Genomic DNA, 15,379 nt, shown 5'->3' with positions numbered 1-15,379 from the left:
GCTCTGCAGGATGCGGGATTCACCGCGACCGTGGGAGCCTTCGGCCGGCTCGGGCACAGTACGCAGGAACAGCGAGAGCACGGCGATCGCGATGCCGATCGCGGCGCACACGCTCCACACGGCGACATAGCCGGTGAACGCCGTGGTGACGATGGCAGTGTCGCCCGTGCCGATCGTGAGCACGAAGCTCGCCATGACAAGGGCGAAGACGGCTCCCGCGACGGCTCCGGCGGCCGTGCGCGAGGTGTTGTACAGCGCCGAGGCGATGCCGACGGAATCGGCCGGTGCGCGCTTCACGACGATCGTGGGAAGCGCCGAGATCAGCAGTCCGTTGCCGAGGCCGCCGATGACCATGCCGGCGATCACTGCGGGTGCCGATGACGAGAGCAGAAGGAACGGCAGGTATCCGACCGTCACGAGCAGGCCGCCGAGCACGAGTGTGCCCTTCGATCCGATGCGTCCCGCGATGCGGTCGCCGAGGATCGAGGCGACGAAGGCCGACAGTGCGGCGGCGAGCGAGATCAGACCGACGCTGGCCGCTGTGAGGCCGAGCCCGAAGCCGACGACGTCGGGGTCGCTGAGCACGAACACGTTCGACGCCGACTGGCTGCCGAACAGCTGCGCGCCGAAGAGGAACGCGATGATCAGCGGCAGTCCGACGCCGCCCTTCAGGAGGAACGTCACGTCGATCAGCGGGTGCGCCACGCGCTTCTCGACGAACACCCAGACGGCGAGCAGGGCGATGCCGCCGAGGATCACGAGCCAGGTCATCGGGTTCGTCCAGCCCCACGTCGAGGCGTTGGAGATGCCGCCGAGCGCGGCGAGGAGACCGATGCCGAGCAGGCTCGCGCCGAGCCAGTCGGTGCGCCCCGTGGCGCGGACGGTGGACTCGGGGACGAGGAAGGCGACGACGGGCACGCAGAGAGCGAGGAAGATCGCCGGGATCCAGAGCACGATGCGCAGATCGCCGACCGCTCCGTAGAGCAGGCCGGAGCCGAGTGCGCCGATCGCCGCGCCGAAGGTGAGGGCGCCGACGAGCTTGCCGATCGAGCGACCTGCGGACTTCGCGTCGCGGTTGCGCACGATCGCGAACTCGAGCGGGAGGAAGGCCGCCAGCGGCGCCTGCAGCGCGCGCCCGACGAGCAGGACGCCGAAGTTCGGGGCGAGGGCGACGACGATCGAGCCCAGGGCGACGAGGGCCGCGGAGATCACGAGGAGCCGCTTGTGGCCGTAGCGGTCGCCGAGCTTCGCGAGGATCGGCACGCAGACCACGGTGGCGAGCATGTAGGCGGCGCTGACCCAGTTGAGCTGCGCGGCGCCGACTCCGAACTCGGTGCCGATCGCCGCGAGCAGCACGGGGTACCAGCCCTGGAGCATGCCGGAGCCGAGCTCCATGACGACAAGGAATCCGACGACGCCGCGGAACGCGGTGCGGGAAGGGGCGGTCGTGCCGGGTGGTGCGGTGACGGCCATGGCGTCTCCTTGAGAGAAAGGGCGGGAATGCAGAGACGATATGAAATCGCATGCCCTGGATTCGGCTTGATGCAGGAAAATGGACGAAGGAGGTCGTTCATGCAGGATTCAGTTCTCGATGATCTCGATCAGCGGTTGGTGCACGCTGTGCAGATCAGCCCGCGCGCCACCTGGACGGCGCTCGCGCCGATCGTGGGCGCCGATCCCGTGACCCTCGCGCGACGGTGGGCGCGCATGCGCGAGCAGGGCGTCGTGTACGTCACCGGTTACGGCGACGGCCCGCCCGGTCTGGTGGTGCTGATCGAGATCGACTGCAGCCCCGGCGAGACGCTGGCGGTCGCCGAGACGCTGTCCCGCGATCCCGAGCCGTTCACGATCGATCTCACGGCGGGCGGGCGCGACATCCTGCTGACCCTGGCCGCGACGGATGCCGCCGCGCTCGCCGAGTGGACGTTGGAGCGCATCCGTGGGATCTCCGGCATCCGCTCGATGCGCACGCACCTCGTGTCGGCGACGGTGCGCGACGCACGGGATTGGCGCCTGCGCTCGCTGTCGCCCGGCGAGGTCGCGCAGATCGAGGCGATGGAACCGCCGGCGCCGGCGGTTCCCGTGCGCCTGAGCGTCGAGCAACGGCGCCGCCTGGGGGCCGAGCTCTCCGAGGACGGCCGTATCGGCACCACGGAGCTCGCCCGTCGCGTCGGGGTATCGCCGCGGCGGGTGCGCGACGCGATCGCCGAGATGCGCGCGTCCGGGCGCCTGGCGATCCGGGTCGACGTCGCCCGTGATCAGACCCCCTGGCCGATCTACGCCTGGTACTTCCTCAAGGTGCCCGCAGCGATGGTCGCCCGAATCGGCACGCAGCTCGGGCGCATGGAGGAGGTGCGGCTCGTCGTCAACACGGTGGGCGAGTACAACGTGATCATGGCCGTGTGGCTGCGCACGCTGCAGGACGTGAGCCGGCTCGAGGCGACGATCGAGGAGCGGCTTCCGGGTGTCACGATCGCCGATCGCTCGGTGGTGCTGCGCACCATGAAGCACCTCGGTCATCTGCTCGACCGGCACGGCCGGGTGACCGGGGAGACGATCCCGATCCGTTGACGCAGGAAGGGTCCGGATGCTCGGCATCCGGACCCTTCTCGATCTGCGGGCCGGCCGGCCCTTCGCACGTCGGCTTCTGTGCGTCAGCTCGTGAGCGTCAGCCGCGGCGTGAGCGGCGCATCGCGGCGACTGCGCCGCCGGCGATGAGCAGGGTCACGGCCAGCGCGATCAGCACGACGGGTGTGCCCTGACCGGTTGCCGCGAGGCCGCCCGCGGTCGTGGGCGCGGTCGTCGGCGTCGACGACGGCGTGGTGCCGGTCGGGTCGACCGGCGGAGTCGACGGCTCGGGCGTGGTCGTCGGCACGAACGTGTAGACGATCGAGCAGGTCACGTCCTGGCTCAGTACGAGCCCGATAACGGCGCTCACCGAGACATCGACCGCCGTCTCGGTGCCGGTGAGCACGCAGGTCCAGTCGGATGCCGTGTACGAGGCGAGGTCGTCGGCGGCGAGCGTGTACTCGCCGCCGTCGACCACCGCATGCGTCACGGCGGTCGCGCCTGTGACGCCCGTGATGGTGGAGGGACCGATCGCGGTGAGATCGATGTCGTCGGCGGTGAGCGTGCCGCCGACGACCGTCGCCTGCAGCGTCAGTCGGGGCTTCGCGATGAGTGTGCCGGTGATCGTCTTGCGCAGATCGCAGCCATCGAAGAGCACGGCGATCGTGACCGGGGTGACGTCACCCGTGAAGCCCTCGACGGGCGTGAAGGTGATCGTGTCGTCGGCGTTCACGGTGTACGTGCCCTCGCCGTCGACCGTGAGGGTCGGCTGCGTCGCGCCATCGGCGTCGACGAGCGCGATACCCGTCGGCACGCTGGAGCCGGCGTCGCCGGTGAGCGCGTCGAAGATCACCGCGGTGTTCTCGACGCCGTCGAACGTGACGTCGGCGGTCGTGTAGTCGATCGGGGTGCTGGTGATCCAGTCGCCGTTGCCCGCCTCGTTCCACGCCGAGACGCGGAACGTGTAATTCGCGGCCGGGTCGAGCCCGCTCACGGTCTGTTCGCGTTCGGCCGAGACTCCGGCATCCTTCGTCAACACCTGCCAGGTCGTGCCGCCGTCGGTCGACGCCTCGATCATGTAATCGAGCAGCTGCGTCTGCTGGTACGGCGCCTCCGCACCGGCCGGCCCCGAGGCGCAGTCGATCGTGAGGCTGGCCGTTGTCCGGTCGGCGCCCAACTGCGAGCACACCGAGGTCACAGGGTCCGGGGTCTTGCCGAGGATCATCACGCGGGTCGACGACGTGCCCTCGGCGACGGTGATGTACATGCGGCCGTTGTCGTCGAAGGTCATGCCGCGCGGAGTGGTGAGGCCGGGGAAGGTTCCCGGTGTCGTGCCGTTGCGGAACACTTGGACCTCGGCGCCGTCCTTGTCCCACTGCACGATCGATCCGTTCTGGCTCCACGCGAACACGTCCTGCGTCCGCGGCTCGACCTCGGCGCTGAACACGACCTGGCCGGCGAGCAATGCGCTCGAGGTGAACTGCCCGACCACCTCGTTCGCCGCGTTGCGCTTCTCGAGGAACGGCGTGACCGCAGGGGTGTCACGGAAGTTGATGAGCGGCACGTACATCGAGCCGTCGATCTTGTCGACGGCGACGCTGTACGGGTTGCGGTAGACGGGGCCGGCGAGGTCGAGCAGCACCGAGCCGGTGGATGCCCCCGTGCCGTCGTACCGCTGGAAACGGTCGCTGACCTCGGAGTTCACGAGAATGCTGCCGTCGGGTGTCGTGTCGATGCCGGTGCGGTAGAAGTGCACGCCGGGCTCCTCGCGCTGCGCCCAGGCACCGGTCCAGCCGGCGCCCGTGAGCGGGGTGAGGTTCACGTCGTAGCGGTCGACCGCGCCGGGCGCCCCGCCCACGGGGGCCACGGCTTCGGAGTTCACGACCCAGGCGACCCCGTCGGCCGTGTGCGCGATGCCACGTGGGCCGTTCTGCGCGTTCACGGGAAGGGCGACGTTCGTGCGATCGGCGAACGTCTCGTACAGCTGTCCGATGCCGGTGTTGCGGGTGCGGCTGCTGGACGCTGCACCGTTCACCGCGTACGCGCCGGCGCCGAGGTACTCGGTCGCTCCGACGTCGGTCGTGCCGATTGCGGCGGGATCGCCGCCGAGGAGGGCGTAGTCCGCGATGCTCGGCGTGCCGGTCTGGCAGGGATTGCTCATGCCGATGAAAGAGCACAGAGCACTGTAGACGACCTTGCCGCTATCGCTCACGGTGAGCGATCCGGTCACGGGGTTGATGTCGGCGCCGTACGTGTAGGTGGTACCGGACTCGAGCGTGCGGATGTCGCCGACGACGCCCCACTGCCCGGATCCGACGCCTTTGCCGGCGGTGTACGCGACGCTGGTCGTCGTGCCCGTGGTCGTCGGAGCGGCGGTCGCAGCGGAGGGGATGGTCATAGCGGCCAGACCGCCGGCGAGCAGCGCGGCGGTGACGGCGGAGAACGCGCGCACGCGGCGCGGGTGGAAGTGGCCCATGCCTTCTAAGACGCGGGAAGAGAGGTTCTGTTACGCCGAAGCCGATATTCGGGTGTTCCGGATGCCGTCGGCCGAGGGCTCAGTCCTCGATCAGACTCGTGATCGCGGGGTCGCGCCGTGCGACCTCGGCCGCCGTCGAGATGATCGCCCGACGCATCTTCGCCACGGCGAGCGCCGGTGTCACGTCGGCACGGTGCGCGAGGCTGACGGTGCGCCGCATCCCGTCGTGCGCGATGCGCACCGACCGCAGCTCCGGTCGGTCGAGCAGCACCATCGCCGGCACGATCGCGACGCCCACCCCGCGCTCGACGAAGCTCAGCACGGCATCCATCTCCGCCCCTTCCAACACGACGTTTGGCGTGAAGCCCTCCGACTCGAACACGGCATCCACGGTCGCGCGCAGCGAGTAGTTGTGGTCGAACACGATGAGCGGCAGCGTGGCGAGGTGGGCGAGCGACACCATCTGCCCCTCCGAGATCGGCGGCTTCGCGGCGGACGAGACCGCGACGAGCTCCTCCGTGAGCAGCCGGGTCCGCGTCAGGCTGACCCCCGCGACCGGATGCGCGGTCGACTCGGTGATCAGCGCGATGTCGACGGCACCCACCGCGAGCTGCTCGATCAGGCGTCGCGAGCCGCGCTCGAGCAGTTGCAGTTCGACGCCCGGATGCTCCTCGCGGAACGTCCCGAGCGTCTCGGCGACGAGGCTGATGCACAGCGTCGGCGCCGCGCCCAGTCGCACGCGACCGCGGCGGAGACCGGCGAGCTCGCCCATCTCCTCCTTGATCGATTCCGCTTCGGCCAGCATCCGCTGCGCGCGGGGGAGCAGGGTCTCACCGGCGGGGGTGAGGGAGATGTGTCCGCGGGCGCGATGGAACAGGTCGGCCCCGAGCTCCTTCTCGAGAGTCGAGATCTGACGGCTCAGCGAAGGTTGTGCGAGATGAAGACTCTCGGACGCCCGGGTGAAGTGTCCGAGGCGGGCGACCTCGACGAAACCGCGCAGCTGCTCGAGGTTCATGCGCCATAGCCTACCGGCATGGATTCGACTCGAACTATGCATTGGACGGAGTGAGGGCACCCTAATTAGCGTCGGAGTCATGAGTACACGCGAACGTCAGATCTCCACCACGATCCTCGTGATCGGCACCGGTGGATCAGGGCTGCGCGCGGCGATCGAGGTCGCCGAGCACGGTGTCGACGTCCTCGCCGTCGGCAAGCGCCCCCGACAGGATGCCCACACCTCCCTCGCCGCCGGCGGCATCAACGCGGCCCTCGGCACCATGGACGCCGACGACAGCTGGCAGCAGCACGCCGCCGACACCATCAAGGAGAGCTACCTGCTCGCCAACCCGCACACGGTCGAGATCGTGACGCAGGGTGCGGAGCGCGGCATCCGCGATCTCGAGCGCTGGGGCATGGACTTCGCCCGTGAGGACGACGGTCGCATCTCGCAGCGGTTCTTCGGCGCGCATACGTTCCGCCGCACCGCGTTCGCGGGTGACTACACGGGGCTCGAGATCCAGCGCACGCTCGTCGCGAAGGCCGAGCAGCTGAACGTGCCGATCCTCGACAACGTCTACATCACGCGCCTGCTCGTGCGCGACAACGTGATCTTCGGCGCCTACGGCTTCGACCAGGCCGACGGCACGCGCTACCTGATCCACGCGGATGCCGTGATCCTCGCGGCGGGTGGCCACAACCGCATCTGGCGGCGCACCTCGTCTCGGCGCGACGAGAACACAGGCGACTCGTTCCGCCTCGCAGTCGAAGCCGGCGGTCGCCTGCGCGACCCCGAACTCGTGCAGTTCCACCCCTCGGGCATCCTCGAGCCCGAGAACGCGGCCGGCACGCTCATCTCCGAGGCCGCCCGCGGGGAGGGCGGCGTGCTGCGCAACGCCTTGGGCGAGCGCTTCATGCCGAAGTACGATCCCGAGCGTCAGGAGCTGTCGACGCGCGACCGCGTCGCGCTCGCCGCGTACACCGAGATCAAGGAGGGCCGGGGCACCGAGAACGGCGGCGTCTGGCTCGACGTCTCGCACCTGCCTCGCGAGACGATCATGACCCGTCTGCCGCGTGTCTACCAGACGATGATGGAGCTGCAGATGCTCGACATCACCACCGATCCGATCGAGATCGCGCCGACCGCGCACTACTCGATGGGCGGGGTGTGGGTGCGCCCGGAGGATCACCGCACCGACGTCGAGGGCCTCTACGCGATCGGCGAGGCGTCAAGCGGCCTGCACGGAGCGAACCGCCTGGGCGGCAACTCGCTCATCGAGCTCCTCGTCTATGGACGCATCGTCGGCCAGGCGGCCATGGATCACGCGGCAGGGCTCGACGCCCAGCGTCGATCGGCGGATGCCGTCGCGGCGGCGCGAGCCGAGATCGACGACCTGCTCGCCGCCGACGGACGCGAGAACGTCCGTGCGCTGCAGCGTGCGATCCGCAACACGATGACCGAGTACGCCGGCGTCGTGCGCGACGAGGAAGGGCTGAAGCTCGGGCTCGCTGAGCTCGACCTCATCGAGGGGCGGATGGAGGACATCGGCATCCACCCGGACATCGCCGGGTTCCAGGATCTCGCCCATGCCTTCGACCTGAAGGCATCGGCGCTCGCCGCCAGGGCGACGCTCGAGGCGGCGCTCGAGCGTCGGGAGACCCGCGGATGCCACAACCGCAGCGACTACCCCGACACGGATCCGACGCTGCAGGTGAACCTCGTCTGGTCGCCGACCGCCGGTGTCACGCGTGAGAGCATCCCGCCGATCCCCGCCGAGATCGCCGAGCTCATGCGCGAGGTCGACACGACGGGAAAGCTCGTCGAGTAGCTCCCTCCGGTCGTTGAGCGCCCTTCGTCACTTCGACTCGCTTCGCTCGCTCAGTACGGCGCTCGTCGCTTCGCTCCTCGCTCAGGAACCGCGGAGCGAGAAGAAACGTGGCAGGACGTTTCGTCTCGTCGCTGCGCTCCTCGCTCAACGACCGGGCTATGCGTCCGGACCGTCGACGACTCCGATCCCGACCGCCTCATGGTCGGGATCGGAGTCGTCGCGCTTCGGGGCCTTCGGCTCCTCCGACGGCTCCTTCTCGGTGCTCGGCTCCTCGAGCTGTTCGTTGTCGGGGATCTCTGCAGGATCGGCGGACTCTGCCGACTCCGCCTCAGCGGGCGTCTCCGCCTCGCCCTCCCGATCGGAGGACTCCGCGGCAGGATCCCTCAGCTCACCGGCATCCGTTCCCGACGTCGGCGACGGGGTGGGGGTCTGCGCTTCGGCGTGGTCGTGCTCGGGCGTGCTCATGGTGAATCCCTTCTCACTGGCTCCGCCCAGCATGTGCGATGCCCGTCGCCGGTGAGAAGGGGCTTGACGGATGCTCAGAAGTGCATCTGCTTCAGCGTGCCGTACTTCACGATCAGCTCCTCGAGCGCGGCATCCGCATCTCGATACTCGAGGCGCACCGTGCGGCTCGCGCCGTCGCCGAGCACGAGGTCCGGTCCGTTCGAGAACAGCAGCCGCTCCCATGGCGACGACCACACGACAGCCGATGCCGCGTCGAGAGCGGTGATGCCGTCGGCATCCAGCGACACGGCGACGATGCGGTCGGAGCCCTTCACCGCGAAAGAAGCCGGGAACTCGCTCTGCTCCCACTCGCGGAAGTACACCGACAGGCCGAGCTTCGCCTGCGGCCAGCCCGCGCGCAGGCTGCGGCCGATGCGCGAGATCTCGACCTGGCGGTTGGTGCTCGTCCCCGCGGCATCCGTTACCGGGAGCGTGAAAGTTCCACCGATCGCATAGCGCTGGCGGAAGATCTCCTCTTGGCGGGTGTCGTCGAGCGTGAGGTCGCTGCTCTCGAGGAATGGCTGCCGGCCGATCGCGGACTGCCGCGCCGAGAAGGTCGGCTCGGTCGCGCGCTTCTTGCGGCGCGATCCGAGCACGCCGAACACGACGATGAGGATCAGGACGAGAACGCCCGCGGCGAGAAAGAGAAGGATTCCGGTGTCGTCGCTCACGCGATCAGGTTAGCGGTCATGAACCGAAATGCCGGATGCGGCGTAGCCTGGAGGGGTGACAGCGTACGTCTCGGCCTTCGACCTCTTCTCCATCGGAGTGGGGCCGTCGAGCTCGCATACGGTCGGCCCGATGCGGGCGGCCCTCGACTTCGTCCGTCGCCTGTCCGCTGACGGCAGGCTCGACAGCGTTTCCCGCGTCGGGTGCGCACTGTATGGCTCGCTCGGCGCGACCGGAATCGGACATGGGACGCCGGATGCCGTCGTCGCCGGCCTTCGTGGACTCGCGCCCGAGAGCTGCGATCCGGCGGCGGTCCGCGCGGCGTGGACGGACTTCCCCGATGGTGGGACATTGCTGCTCGACGGTGCGCGTGAGGTGCCGTTCGCGAAGGACGACATCGTCTTCGCGCCGCGGACGCGTCTGCCGGGGCATCCGAACGCGATGACGATCACGGCATGGGATGCCGAGGGTGCCGTCGTGGCGGAGGAGACCTTCTACTCGGTCGGCGGCGGCTTCATCCGTCGCGAGGGCGAAGCCGCAGGAGTCGCCTCGACCGCGCTTCCATACTCGTATGCGGATGCCGCGTCGCTGCTGGCGCTGTGCGACGAGCACGGTCTGACGATCGCCGAGGTGGCTCGCATGAACGAGTCCGCGATGCGCTCGGAGGACGAGGTCGCGGCCGGACTCGACGCGATCTGGGATGCGATGGCCGGATGCGTCGACGCCGGTCTGCACGCCGAGGGCGTGCTGCCGGGGATCCTGAAGGTCAAGCGGCGCGCCGGGGCGATCCGCGCGCAGCTCGAGGAGGCGGAGTCCGACGGTCGCCGTGAACTGCCGGGGGAGTGGCTCGGCGCGTTCGCGCTCGCAGTGAACGAGGAGAACGCCGCCGGCGGACGGGTGGTCACGGCTCCGACCAACGGCGCGGCCGGCATCCTCCCTGCCGTGGCCATGTACTGGTGGCGGTTCCTCGCCGACTCTGGCCTCGGTTCGGGCAACGCCGTGACCCCCTATGGCGAGTTGGTGGGCAGCGCTCTGCTCGGCTTCGACGAGACCGCGACGGCCGCGGTCGCGGCCCCGGTCCCTGAGCGAGGAGCGCAGCGACGAGACGAAGGGCGCGACGAGGCCCTGGTCGCCGAGGCGAACCGCCGACGCGGTATCCGTCGTTTCCTGCTCACGGCGACCGCTCTCGGTTCGCTGTTCAAGGCGAACGCCTCGATCTCCGGGGCCGAGGGCGGCTGTCAGGCCGAGGTGGGTTCGGCGTGCGCGATGGCCGCCGGCGGCCTCACCGCCGTGATGGGTGGCACCAATCGCCAGATCGAGAACGCGGCGGAGATCGCGATGGAGCATCATCTCGGGCTTACGTGCGATCCGATCGGCGGACTCGTGCAGATCCCGTGCATCGAGCGGAACGCGATCGCCGCGTCGACCGCTGTCACGGCGGCTCGCCTCGCGCTGCGCGGGGACGGCAGCCACTACGTCTCTCTGGATGCCGTCGTCGAGACCATGCGGCAGACCGGGCTCGACATGTCGACGAAGTACAAGGAGACGAGCGAGGGCGGACTCGCGGTGAACGTGATCGAGTGCTGAGCGCCCCACGTGTCGGTGGTCGCGGGTAGCGTCGCTCCCGTGGAATCGATCTGGACGCCCGGCAGCAGGCGGCGGCGCGAGCAGCCCGTCGTCGCGGTGCGCCCGAACGACGACGCGCCGGTACCCGACGGGCGCTGGCCGGCGAGCATCCCGGCGGTCGCGCAGGTGCTGCGCCATGGCATCGATCTCGCGCCGGGTGTGACCTTCCTCGTCGGGGAGAACGGCAGCGGCAAATCCACGATCGTCGAGGGCATCGCGATCGCCTACGGTTTGTCGCCCGAGGGCGGTTCACGTCAGGCGCGGCACCGCACGCGAGCGACCGAGTCGCCGCTGTCGGACTGGCTCCGCCTGCAACGCGGCATCGGCGCGAATCGCTGGGGGTTCTTCCTGCGGGCCGAGACGATGCACTCGTTCTACACGTACCTCGAGGAGAACCCCTCGACCGGGGGCGCCGACGTGCCGTTCCACGAGATGAGTCACGGGGAGTCGTTCCTCGCGCTGCTCGAGAGCCGATTCGACGAGCCCGGCTTCTACTGCCTCGACGAGCCCGAGGCCGCGCTGTCCTTCCAGTCGACCCTGGCGCTCATCGCCGTGCTGCAGCGCATCGCCGACGAGGGCGGGCAGGTGCTGTGCGCGATACACTCTCCTGTGCTCGCGGCTCTGCCCGGTGCGCGGATCCTCGAGGTCGGCGAATGGGGCATCCGCGAGGCGGCGTGGGACGACCTCGAGCTCGTCGCGCACTGGCGGTCGTTCCTCGATGATCCGAACCGCTATCTGCGCCACCTTCTCGCCTGATCATCCACAGATCGCGCAAGCCCTGTGTGCCGGCATCCGCCTGTCGATAGGGTGTGGCGCATGACCGAGTCGAAGGCGCCGAAGCGTCGAGGGCGCCCCCGTGGCGGATCCGACTCGAGGGAGCGCATCCTCGCGGCGGCGGTCGACGAGTTCGGTGAGCGCGGATACGAGGGGGCGACGATCCGCTCGATCGCCGCGCGCGTGGGTGTCGACGCGGCTCTCGTGCATCACTACTTCGGAACCAAGGCCGATCTGTTCGCGGACGCCGTGGGTGTGCCGATGCGCCCTGACGTCGATGTGCCCGGCATCCTGCGCGGACCCCGCGACGAGGTGGGGGAGCGGCTGGTCCGTTACGTGCTCGAGTCGTTCGAGCGGCCCGAGGTGCGGCGCCGAGGGGTGATGCTGATCCGCACCGCGATCGGCAGCAAGCTCACGACGCCGATGCTGGCCGGATTCCTGTCGCGCGAGCTGATCAGCCGCATCGCCCGGTCGCTCGAGGTCGACGACGGCGAATTGCGCGCGGGCCTGGTCGCCTCGCAGATCGCCGGGATGCTCATCGCCCGCTACGTCATCAAGCTGCCGGCTCTCACGGCGGCATCCGTCGACGATCTCGTCCCGCGCGTGGGCGCGACCGTGCAGCGGTACCTGTTCGACTGACTCGCTGGGATGCGCGCCGGGCCGCGGTGGCACAGCGGGGCCCGGTTCTCACGCCGACGCCCCCGTTCAGCTACCACGCCCCCGCTGATTCACGCATTTCAGCAGGGGCGTCGTAGCCCGGGAGGGGCGTGGGCATGAAGGGGCGCGGGCGTGAGAAGGCGCGGCCGCACGACCCGTTGACCAGCCCGCCGCACAAGCGCATAATTCATCGCATGATGAATACTGCAGCGGTGCAGGTCTCGGGTCTTTCGGTGCGCCGAGGGCGAGTCCGGGTGTTCGACGGCATCGGGCTGACGATCCGGCGCGGGCAGATCACGGGCCTGCTCGGCCCCTCCGGATGCGGCAAGACCACGCTGCTGCGCTCGATCGTCGGGGTCCAGCGCATCTCGGCCGGCGAGATCACCGTGCTCGACGAGCCTGCAGGGTCGCCGGGCCTGCGCCACCGCGTGGCGTACGGCACGCAGGGCAGTGCGGTCTACGGCGACCTCACGGTGCGGCAGAACCTCGCCTACGTCGCCGCGATCCTGAAGGCGCCGAGATCCGAAGTCGATCGGGTTCTCGCCGAGGTCGATCTCTTCTCGCACGCCGACCGGCGAGCGGATGCGCTCAGCGGAGGACAGGCGACGCGGGTCTCTCTGGCGATGGCGTTGATCGGGGCGCCCGAGCTCGTGGTCCTGGATGAGCCCACCGTCGGCCTCGATCCGGTGCTGCGCGCCGAGCTGTGGACGCTGTTCCACACTCTCTCCGAGGGCGGGGTGACGCTCCTGATCTCGAGCCACGTCATGGACGAAGCCCTCCGCTGCGACCGGCTGCTGCTGTTGCGCGACGGACGCGTGATCGCCGACACCACGCCTCAGCGGCTGCTCGCAGACACGGGCGTGACCGATCCCGAGGCCGCGTTCCTCGCGCTCATCGACAGGGACGCCGACGTGGATCGGGCGCGATCGCGGCGCTCACGACGGGAGGCGAACGGATGAACGGCCGGCGGATGCTCGCCACTGCGGCGCGTGTGCTCGCACAGCTCCGTCACGATCCGCGGTCGATCGCCCTGATGCTCATCGCACCGAGCCTGCTCGTGGGTCTCTTCGCCTGGGTGCTGAGCGATCAGGGAGATGTGTTCGACAGTGTCGGCGGGGCGATCCTCGCGCTCTTCCCTTTCATCGTCATGTTCCTGATCACCTCGATCACGACGCTGCGTGAGCGGAGGTCGGGCACTCTCGAACGTCTGATGACGACGCCACTCGCCAAGGCGGACTTCATCCTCGGCTATGCGCTCGCGTTCGGACTCATGGCGGTGTTGCAGACGGTCGTGACGGTGGGGTTCGCGGTCGGCGTGTGCGGGCTCGGTGTCGATGGTCCGCTGTGGCAGCTCGGTCTCGTCGCGGTGGTGGATGCACTCCTCGGCACGGCGCTCGGGCTGCTGGCCAGCGCGTTCGCCCGCACGGAGTTCCAGGCGGTGCAGTTCATGCCGCTGCTCGTGTTCCCGCAGATCATCCTCGGTGGCGTGTTCCTTCCTCGCGATCGGATGCCGGATGCGCTGCACGCGATCTCGGACTGGCTGCCGCTGAGCCATGCGATCGACGCTGTGGACGCCGTGGTCGCCGGTGACGTCGGCGATGAGGTGCTGCGTCCTCTGCTGATCGTCGCCGCCTTCGCGGCCGGTGCGCTGGTGCTCGCCTCGGCGACGCTCCGCCGCCGCACGCCCTGAGCTTTCTTCCGCCTCCCGGTAGGAAAGGTCGGAGCGAAGGCGCGACACGCCGCCGGGCGGGGCTGCGGGAGGGCGTGTCGGGCGGGATCTCCGACTTCTCGCACGCGCACGCGCATGCGCACGCACACACATGCGCATGCGCACACGCGCCCCGACCCGCTACCGCCCGGCCCGGTTCTTCGTGTGCCTCGTCGGCGTGGCGGCCCACGGGTCCTCGGGCCACGGATGCTTCGGGTACCGCCCGCGCATCTCGGCGCGCACCTGCGCATAGGGACCCGACCAGAACGAGGCGAGGTCGTCGGTGACCGCGAGCGGCCGCCCGGCGGGGGAGAGCAGGTGGAAGAGCACGGGCACGCGCCCGTCGACGAGCCGTGGCGTCTCGGCCCAGCCGAAGCACTCCTGCAGCTTGACGGCGACGACAGGCCGTGCCGCCGTGTCATCGAGTGGCGGGTAGGCGATGCGGATGCGCGATCCACTCGGCACCTCGAGCCGCTCAGGCACGAGGTCGTCCAGCCGTGCAGCATCCGGCCAGGGCAGCAGGCGGCGCAGCGGCGACGCCATCTCGATCCGTCCGGCAGGGGTTCCGCCCGCCAGTGCATCGATATCGGGCGCGAGCCACCGGTCGAGCCCGGCGAGCAGCGCGGCATCCGACACGTCCGGCCAGGGCGATGCGAGCTCGCGGTGCAGCAGAGCCAGCCGTCGGCGCAGCTCGTCGGCGGCATCCGACCAGGTGAACACTCCCAACCCGTCGCGCTGCAGTGCACGGCGCACGGCATCCCGCCCCTCGTCGGCCGACGCGCGCACCGGAGCCGAGGACAGCAGGATGGCGCCGATGCGGCGCTCCCGCCGCGCCTGCACACGTCCGTTCGCGAACTCCGCCTCGACGCGATCCGTCTGCAGGTGGCCGGCGGCGCTCTCGAGTTGCTCCTCCGACAGCGCCGCGGCCGATCGCACGATCGCGCCGGAGCCCGCCGTCGCGCGCCCGGATGCCCGAGCGGCCTCGGCGACGGCGAGCCATTCGGCACCGGCGAGCGGTCCGCGGACGCCGGCACGGGTTCCGGACGCCAGCAGGAACGTCGCCCCGTCCGCGGTGCGGTCCACGCGCCGGGCGATCCTGTCGGGGAACGCCAGTGCGATCACGAGGCCGGTGCCGTCGAGATCGGAGCGGATGCCGGGCGTCGCCGTCACCAGGCCGGACAGCCGCTCGACGTCGTTCCGCCAGCGTCGGGCGTCGGGAGTGCGTCCGCCGCGCAGCGTGATGAGGGCCTGGGCGACATCGGCGTCGGCGATCCGCACGTCGCCGCCGAGAAGCGCGACGACCTCGGCCGCGATCCGGCTCCCCACGATGCGACTGCCGTCGAGAAGCGCCCTCGCGAGCCGTGGATCGGTGGGGATCCGTGCCAGTTCCCGACCCTCGGTCGTCGCCCGCCCGTCGTCATCGATCGCACCGAGTGCGGCGAGAACGCGATGCGCGTCGGCGAGCGCCTCTCCAGGCAGCGGGTCGATCATCCGGAGCCCCACGCCTCCCGGTGCGCCCCAGCACGCCAGCAGCAGAGCGGCGTCGGCGAGATCGGAGGTGGCGATCTCGGG

At 69.9% G+C, this 15,379-nt stretch carries 13 protein-coding genes; 7 read left to right on the top strand and 6 right to left on the bottom strand.

All coding sequences use genetic code 11. The annotated features are described in order from the left end of the window. Nucleotides 1–1,473, bottom strand: a 1,473-nt coding sequence (locus ACI3KS_RS18800) for an MFS transporter (protein WP_404920066.1), incomplete at its 3' end; no start/stop codon positions are given. 99 nt (nucleotides 1,474–1,572) lie between these two features. Between ACI3KS_RS18800 and ACI3KS_RS18795 the strand changes: the two genes are divergently transcribed. Next, nucleotides 1,573–2,571, top strand: a complete 999-nt coding sequence (locus ACI3KS_RS18795; protein ID WP_404920065.1) for an Lrp/AsnC family transcriptional regulator — start codon at nucleotides 1,573–1,575, stop codon at nucleotides 2,569–2,571. A gap of 97 nt (nucleotides 2,572–2,668) precedes the next feature. Here the strand turns inward: ACI3KS_RS18795 and ACI3KS_RS18790 are convergent, their stop codons facing one another. Next, on the bottom strand, nucleotides 2,669–5,044 hold the full coding sequence (locus ACI3KS_RS18790; RefSeq protein ID WP_404920064.1) for a hypothetical protein: 2,376 nt from the start codon (nucleotides 5,042–5,044) through the stop codon (nucleotides 2,669–2,671). 79 nt (nucleotides 5,045–5,123) lie between these two features. Beyond that, entirely contained in the window at nucleotides 5,124–6,059 is a 936-nt protein-coding gene (locus ACI3KS_RS18785) for a LysR family transcriptional regulator (RefSeq protein WP_404920063.1), read from the bottom strand. Between the two features lie 79 nt (nucleotides 6,060–6,138). Between ACI3KS_RS18785 and ACI3KS_RS18780 the strand changes: the two genes are divergently transcribed. Continuing rightward, nucleotides 6,139–7,869 carry an L-aspartate oxidase gene (locus ACI3KS_RS18780; protein WP_404920062.1) on the top strand — a complete coding sequence of 577 codons (1,731 nt, stop codon included), beginning with the start codon at nucleotides 6,139–6,141 and terminating at the stop codon, nucleotides 7,867–7,869. 156 nt (nucleotides 7,870–8,025) lie between these two features. Here ACI3KS_RS18780 and ACI3KS_RS18775 read toward each other — a convergent pair whose 3' ends face one another. Together ACI3KS_RS18775 and ACI3KS_RS18770 are read right to left on the bottom strand one after the other, a co-directional pair. Beyond that, complete coding sequence (locus tag ACI3KS_RS18775) at nucleotides 8,026–8,334, bottom strand: hypothetical protein (RefSeq protein ID WP_404920061.1); 309 nt, start codon at nucleotides 8,332–8,334, stop codon at nucleotides 8,026–8,028. Between the two features lie 74 nt (nucleotides 8,335–8,408). Continuing rightward, nucleotides 8,409–9,044, bottom strand: a complete 636-nt coding sequence (locus ACI3KS_RS18770; protein WP_404920060.1) for a hypothetical protein — start codon at nucleotides 9,042–9,044, stop codon at nucleotides 8,409–8,411. Between the two features lie 55 nt (nucleotides 9,045–9,099). Between ACI3KS_RS18770 and ACI3KS_RS18765 the strand changes: the two genes are divergently transcribed. The 5 genes from ACI3KS_RS18765 to ACI3KS_RS18745 all read left to right on the top strand — a co-directional run bounded on the left by ACI3KS_RS18765 (nucleotide 9,100) and on the right by ACI3KS_RS18745 (nucleotide 13,789). Beyond that, nucleotides 9,100–10,629 carry an L-serine ammonia-lyase, iron-sulfur-dependent, subunit alpha gene (locus ACI3KS_RS18765; protein WP_404920059.1) on the top strand — a complete coding sequence of 510 codons (1,530 nt, stop codon included), beginning with the start codon at nucleotides 9,100–9,102 and terminating at the stop codon, nucleotides 10,627–10,629. 39 nt (nucleotides 10,630–10,668) lie between these two features. Continuing rightward, nucleotides 10,669–11,424 carry an AAA family ATPase gene (locus tag ACI3KS_RS18760; protein WP_404920058.1) on the top strand — a complete coding sequence of 252 codons (756 nt, stop codon included), beginning with the start codon at nucleotides 10,669–10,671 and terminating at the stop codon, nucleotides 11,422–11,424. Nucleotides 11,425–11,484: 60 nt separating this feature from the next. Then, nucleotides 11,485–12,081, top strand: a complete 597-nt coding sequence (locus ACI3KS_RS18755; RefSeq protein WP_404920057.1) for a TetR family transcriptional regulator — start codon at nucleotides 11,485–11,487, stop codon at nucleotides 12,079–12,081. Nucleotides 12,082–12,293: 212 nt separating this feature from the next. Next, nucleotides 12,294–13,058 carry an ABC transporter ATP-binding protein gene (locus tag ACI3KS_RS18750; protein WP_404920056.1) on the top strand — a complete coding sequence of 255 codons (765 nt, stop codon included), beginning with the start codon at nucleotides 12,294–12,296 and terminating at the stop codon, nucleotides 13,056–13,058. Beyond that, a complete protein-coding gene (locus ACI3KS_RS18745; protein WP_404920055.1) occupies nucleotides 13,055–13,789 on the top strand; it encodes an ABC transporter permease in 735 nt (244 codons plus the stop codon). The genes ACI3KS_RS18750 and ACI3KS_RS18745 overlap by 4 nt, the downstream gene beginning before the upstream one ends. Nucleotides 13,790–13,948: 159 nt before the next feature. Here the strand turns inward: ACI3KS_RS18745 and ACI3KS_RS18740 are convergent. Beyond that, the coding region (locus ACI3KS_RS18740) for an ATP-dependent helicase C-terminal domain-containing protein (protein WP_404920054.1) at nucleotides 13,949–15,379 on the bottom strand (1,431 nt) is incomplete at its 5' end.

The organism is Microbacterium sp. ZW T5_45 (genome assembly GCF_044987415.1).
Taxonomy (GTDB): domain Bacteria; phylum Actinomycetota; class Actinomycetes; order Actinomycetales; family Microbacteriaceae; genus Microbacterium.
Note: the sequence above shows the minus strand (reverse complement) of the source record. Positions and strands in the feature narration are given on the sequence as shown.

Coding starts and splice junctions, on each gene's coding strand:
- ACI3KS_RS18795 (WP_404920065.1), top strand. CDS start 1,573: ATGCAGGATTCAGTTCTCGATGATCTCGATCAGCGGTTGGTGCACGCT.
- ACI3KS_RS18790 (WP_404920064.1), bottom strand. CDS start 5,044: ATGGGCCACTTCCACCCGCGCCGCGTGCGCGCGTTCTCCGCCGTCACC.
- ACI3KS_RS18785 (WP_404920063.1), bottom strand. CDS start 6,059: ATGAACCTCGAGCAGCTGCGCGGTTTCGTCGAGGTCGCCCGCCTCGGA.
- ACI3KS_RS18780 (WP_404920062.1), top strand. CDS start 6,139: ATGAGTACACGCGAACGTCAGATCTCCACCACGATCCTCGTGATCGGC.
- ACI3KS_RS18775 (WP_404920061.1), bottom strand. CDS start 8,334: ATGAGCACGCCCGAGCACGACCACGCCGAAGCGCAGACCCCCACCCCG.
- ACI3KS_RS18755 (WP_404920057.1), top strand. CDS start 11,485: ATGACCGAGTCGAAGGCGCCGAAGCGTCGAGGGCGCCCCCGTGGCGGA.
- ACI3KS_RS18750 (WP_404920056.1), top strand. CDS start 12,294: ATGATGAATACTGCAGCGGTGCAGGTCTCGGGTCTTTCGGTGCGCCGA.
- ACI3KS_RS18745 (WP_404920055.1), top strand. CDS start 13,055: ATGAACGGCCGGCGGATGCTCGCCACTGCGGCGCGTGTGCTCGCACAG.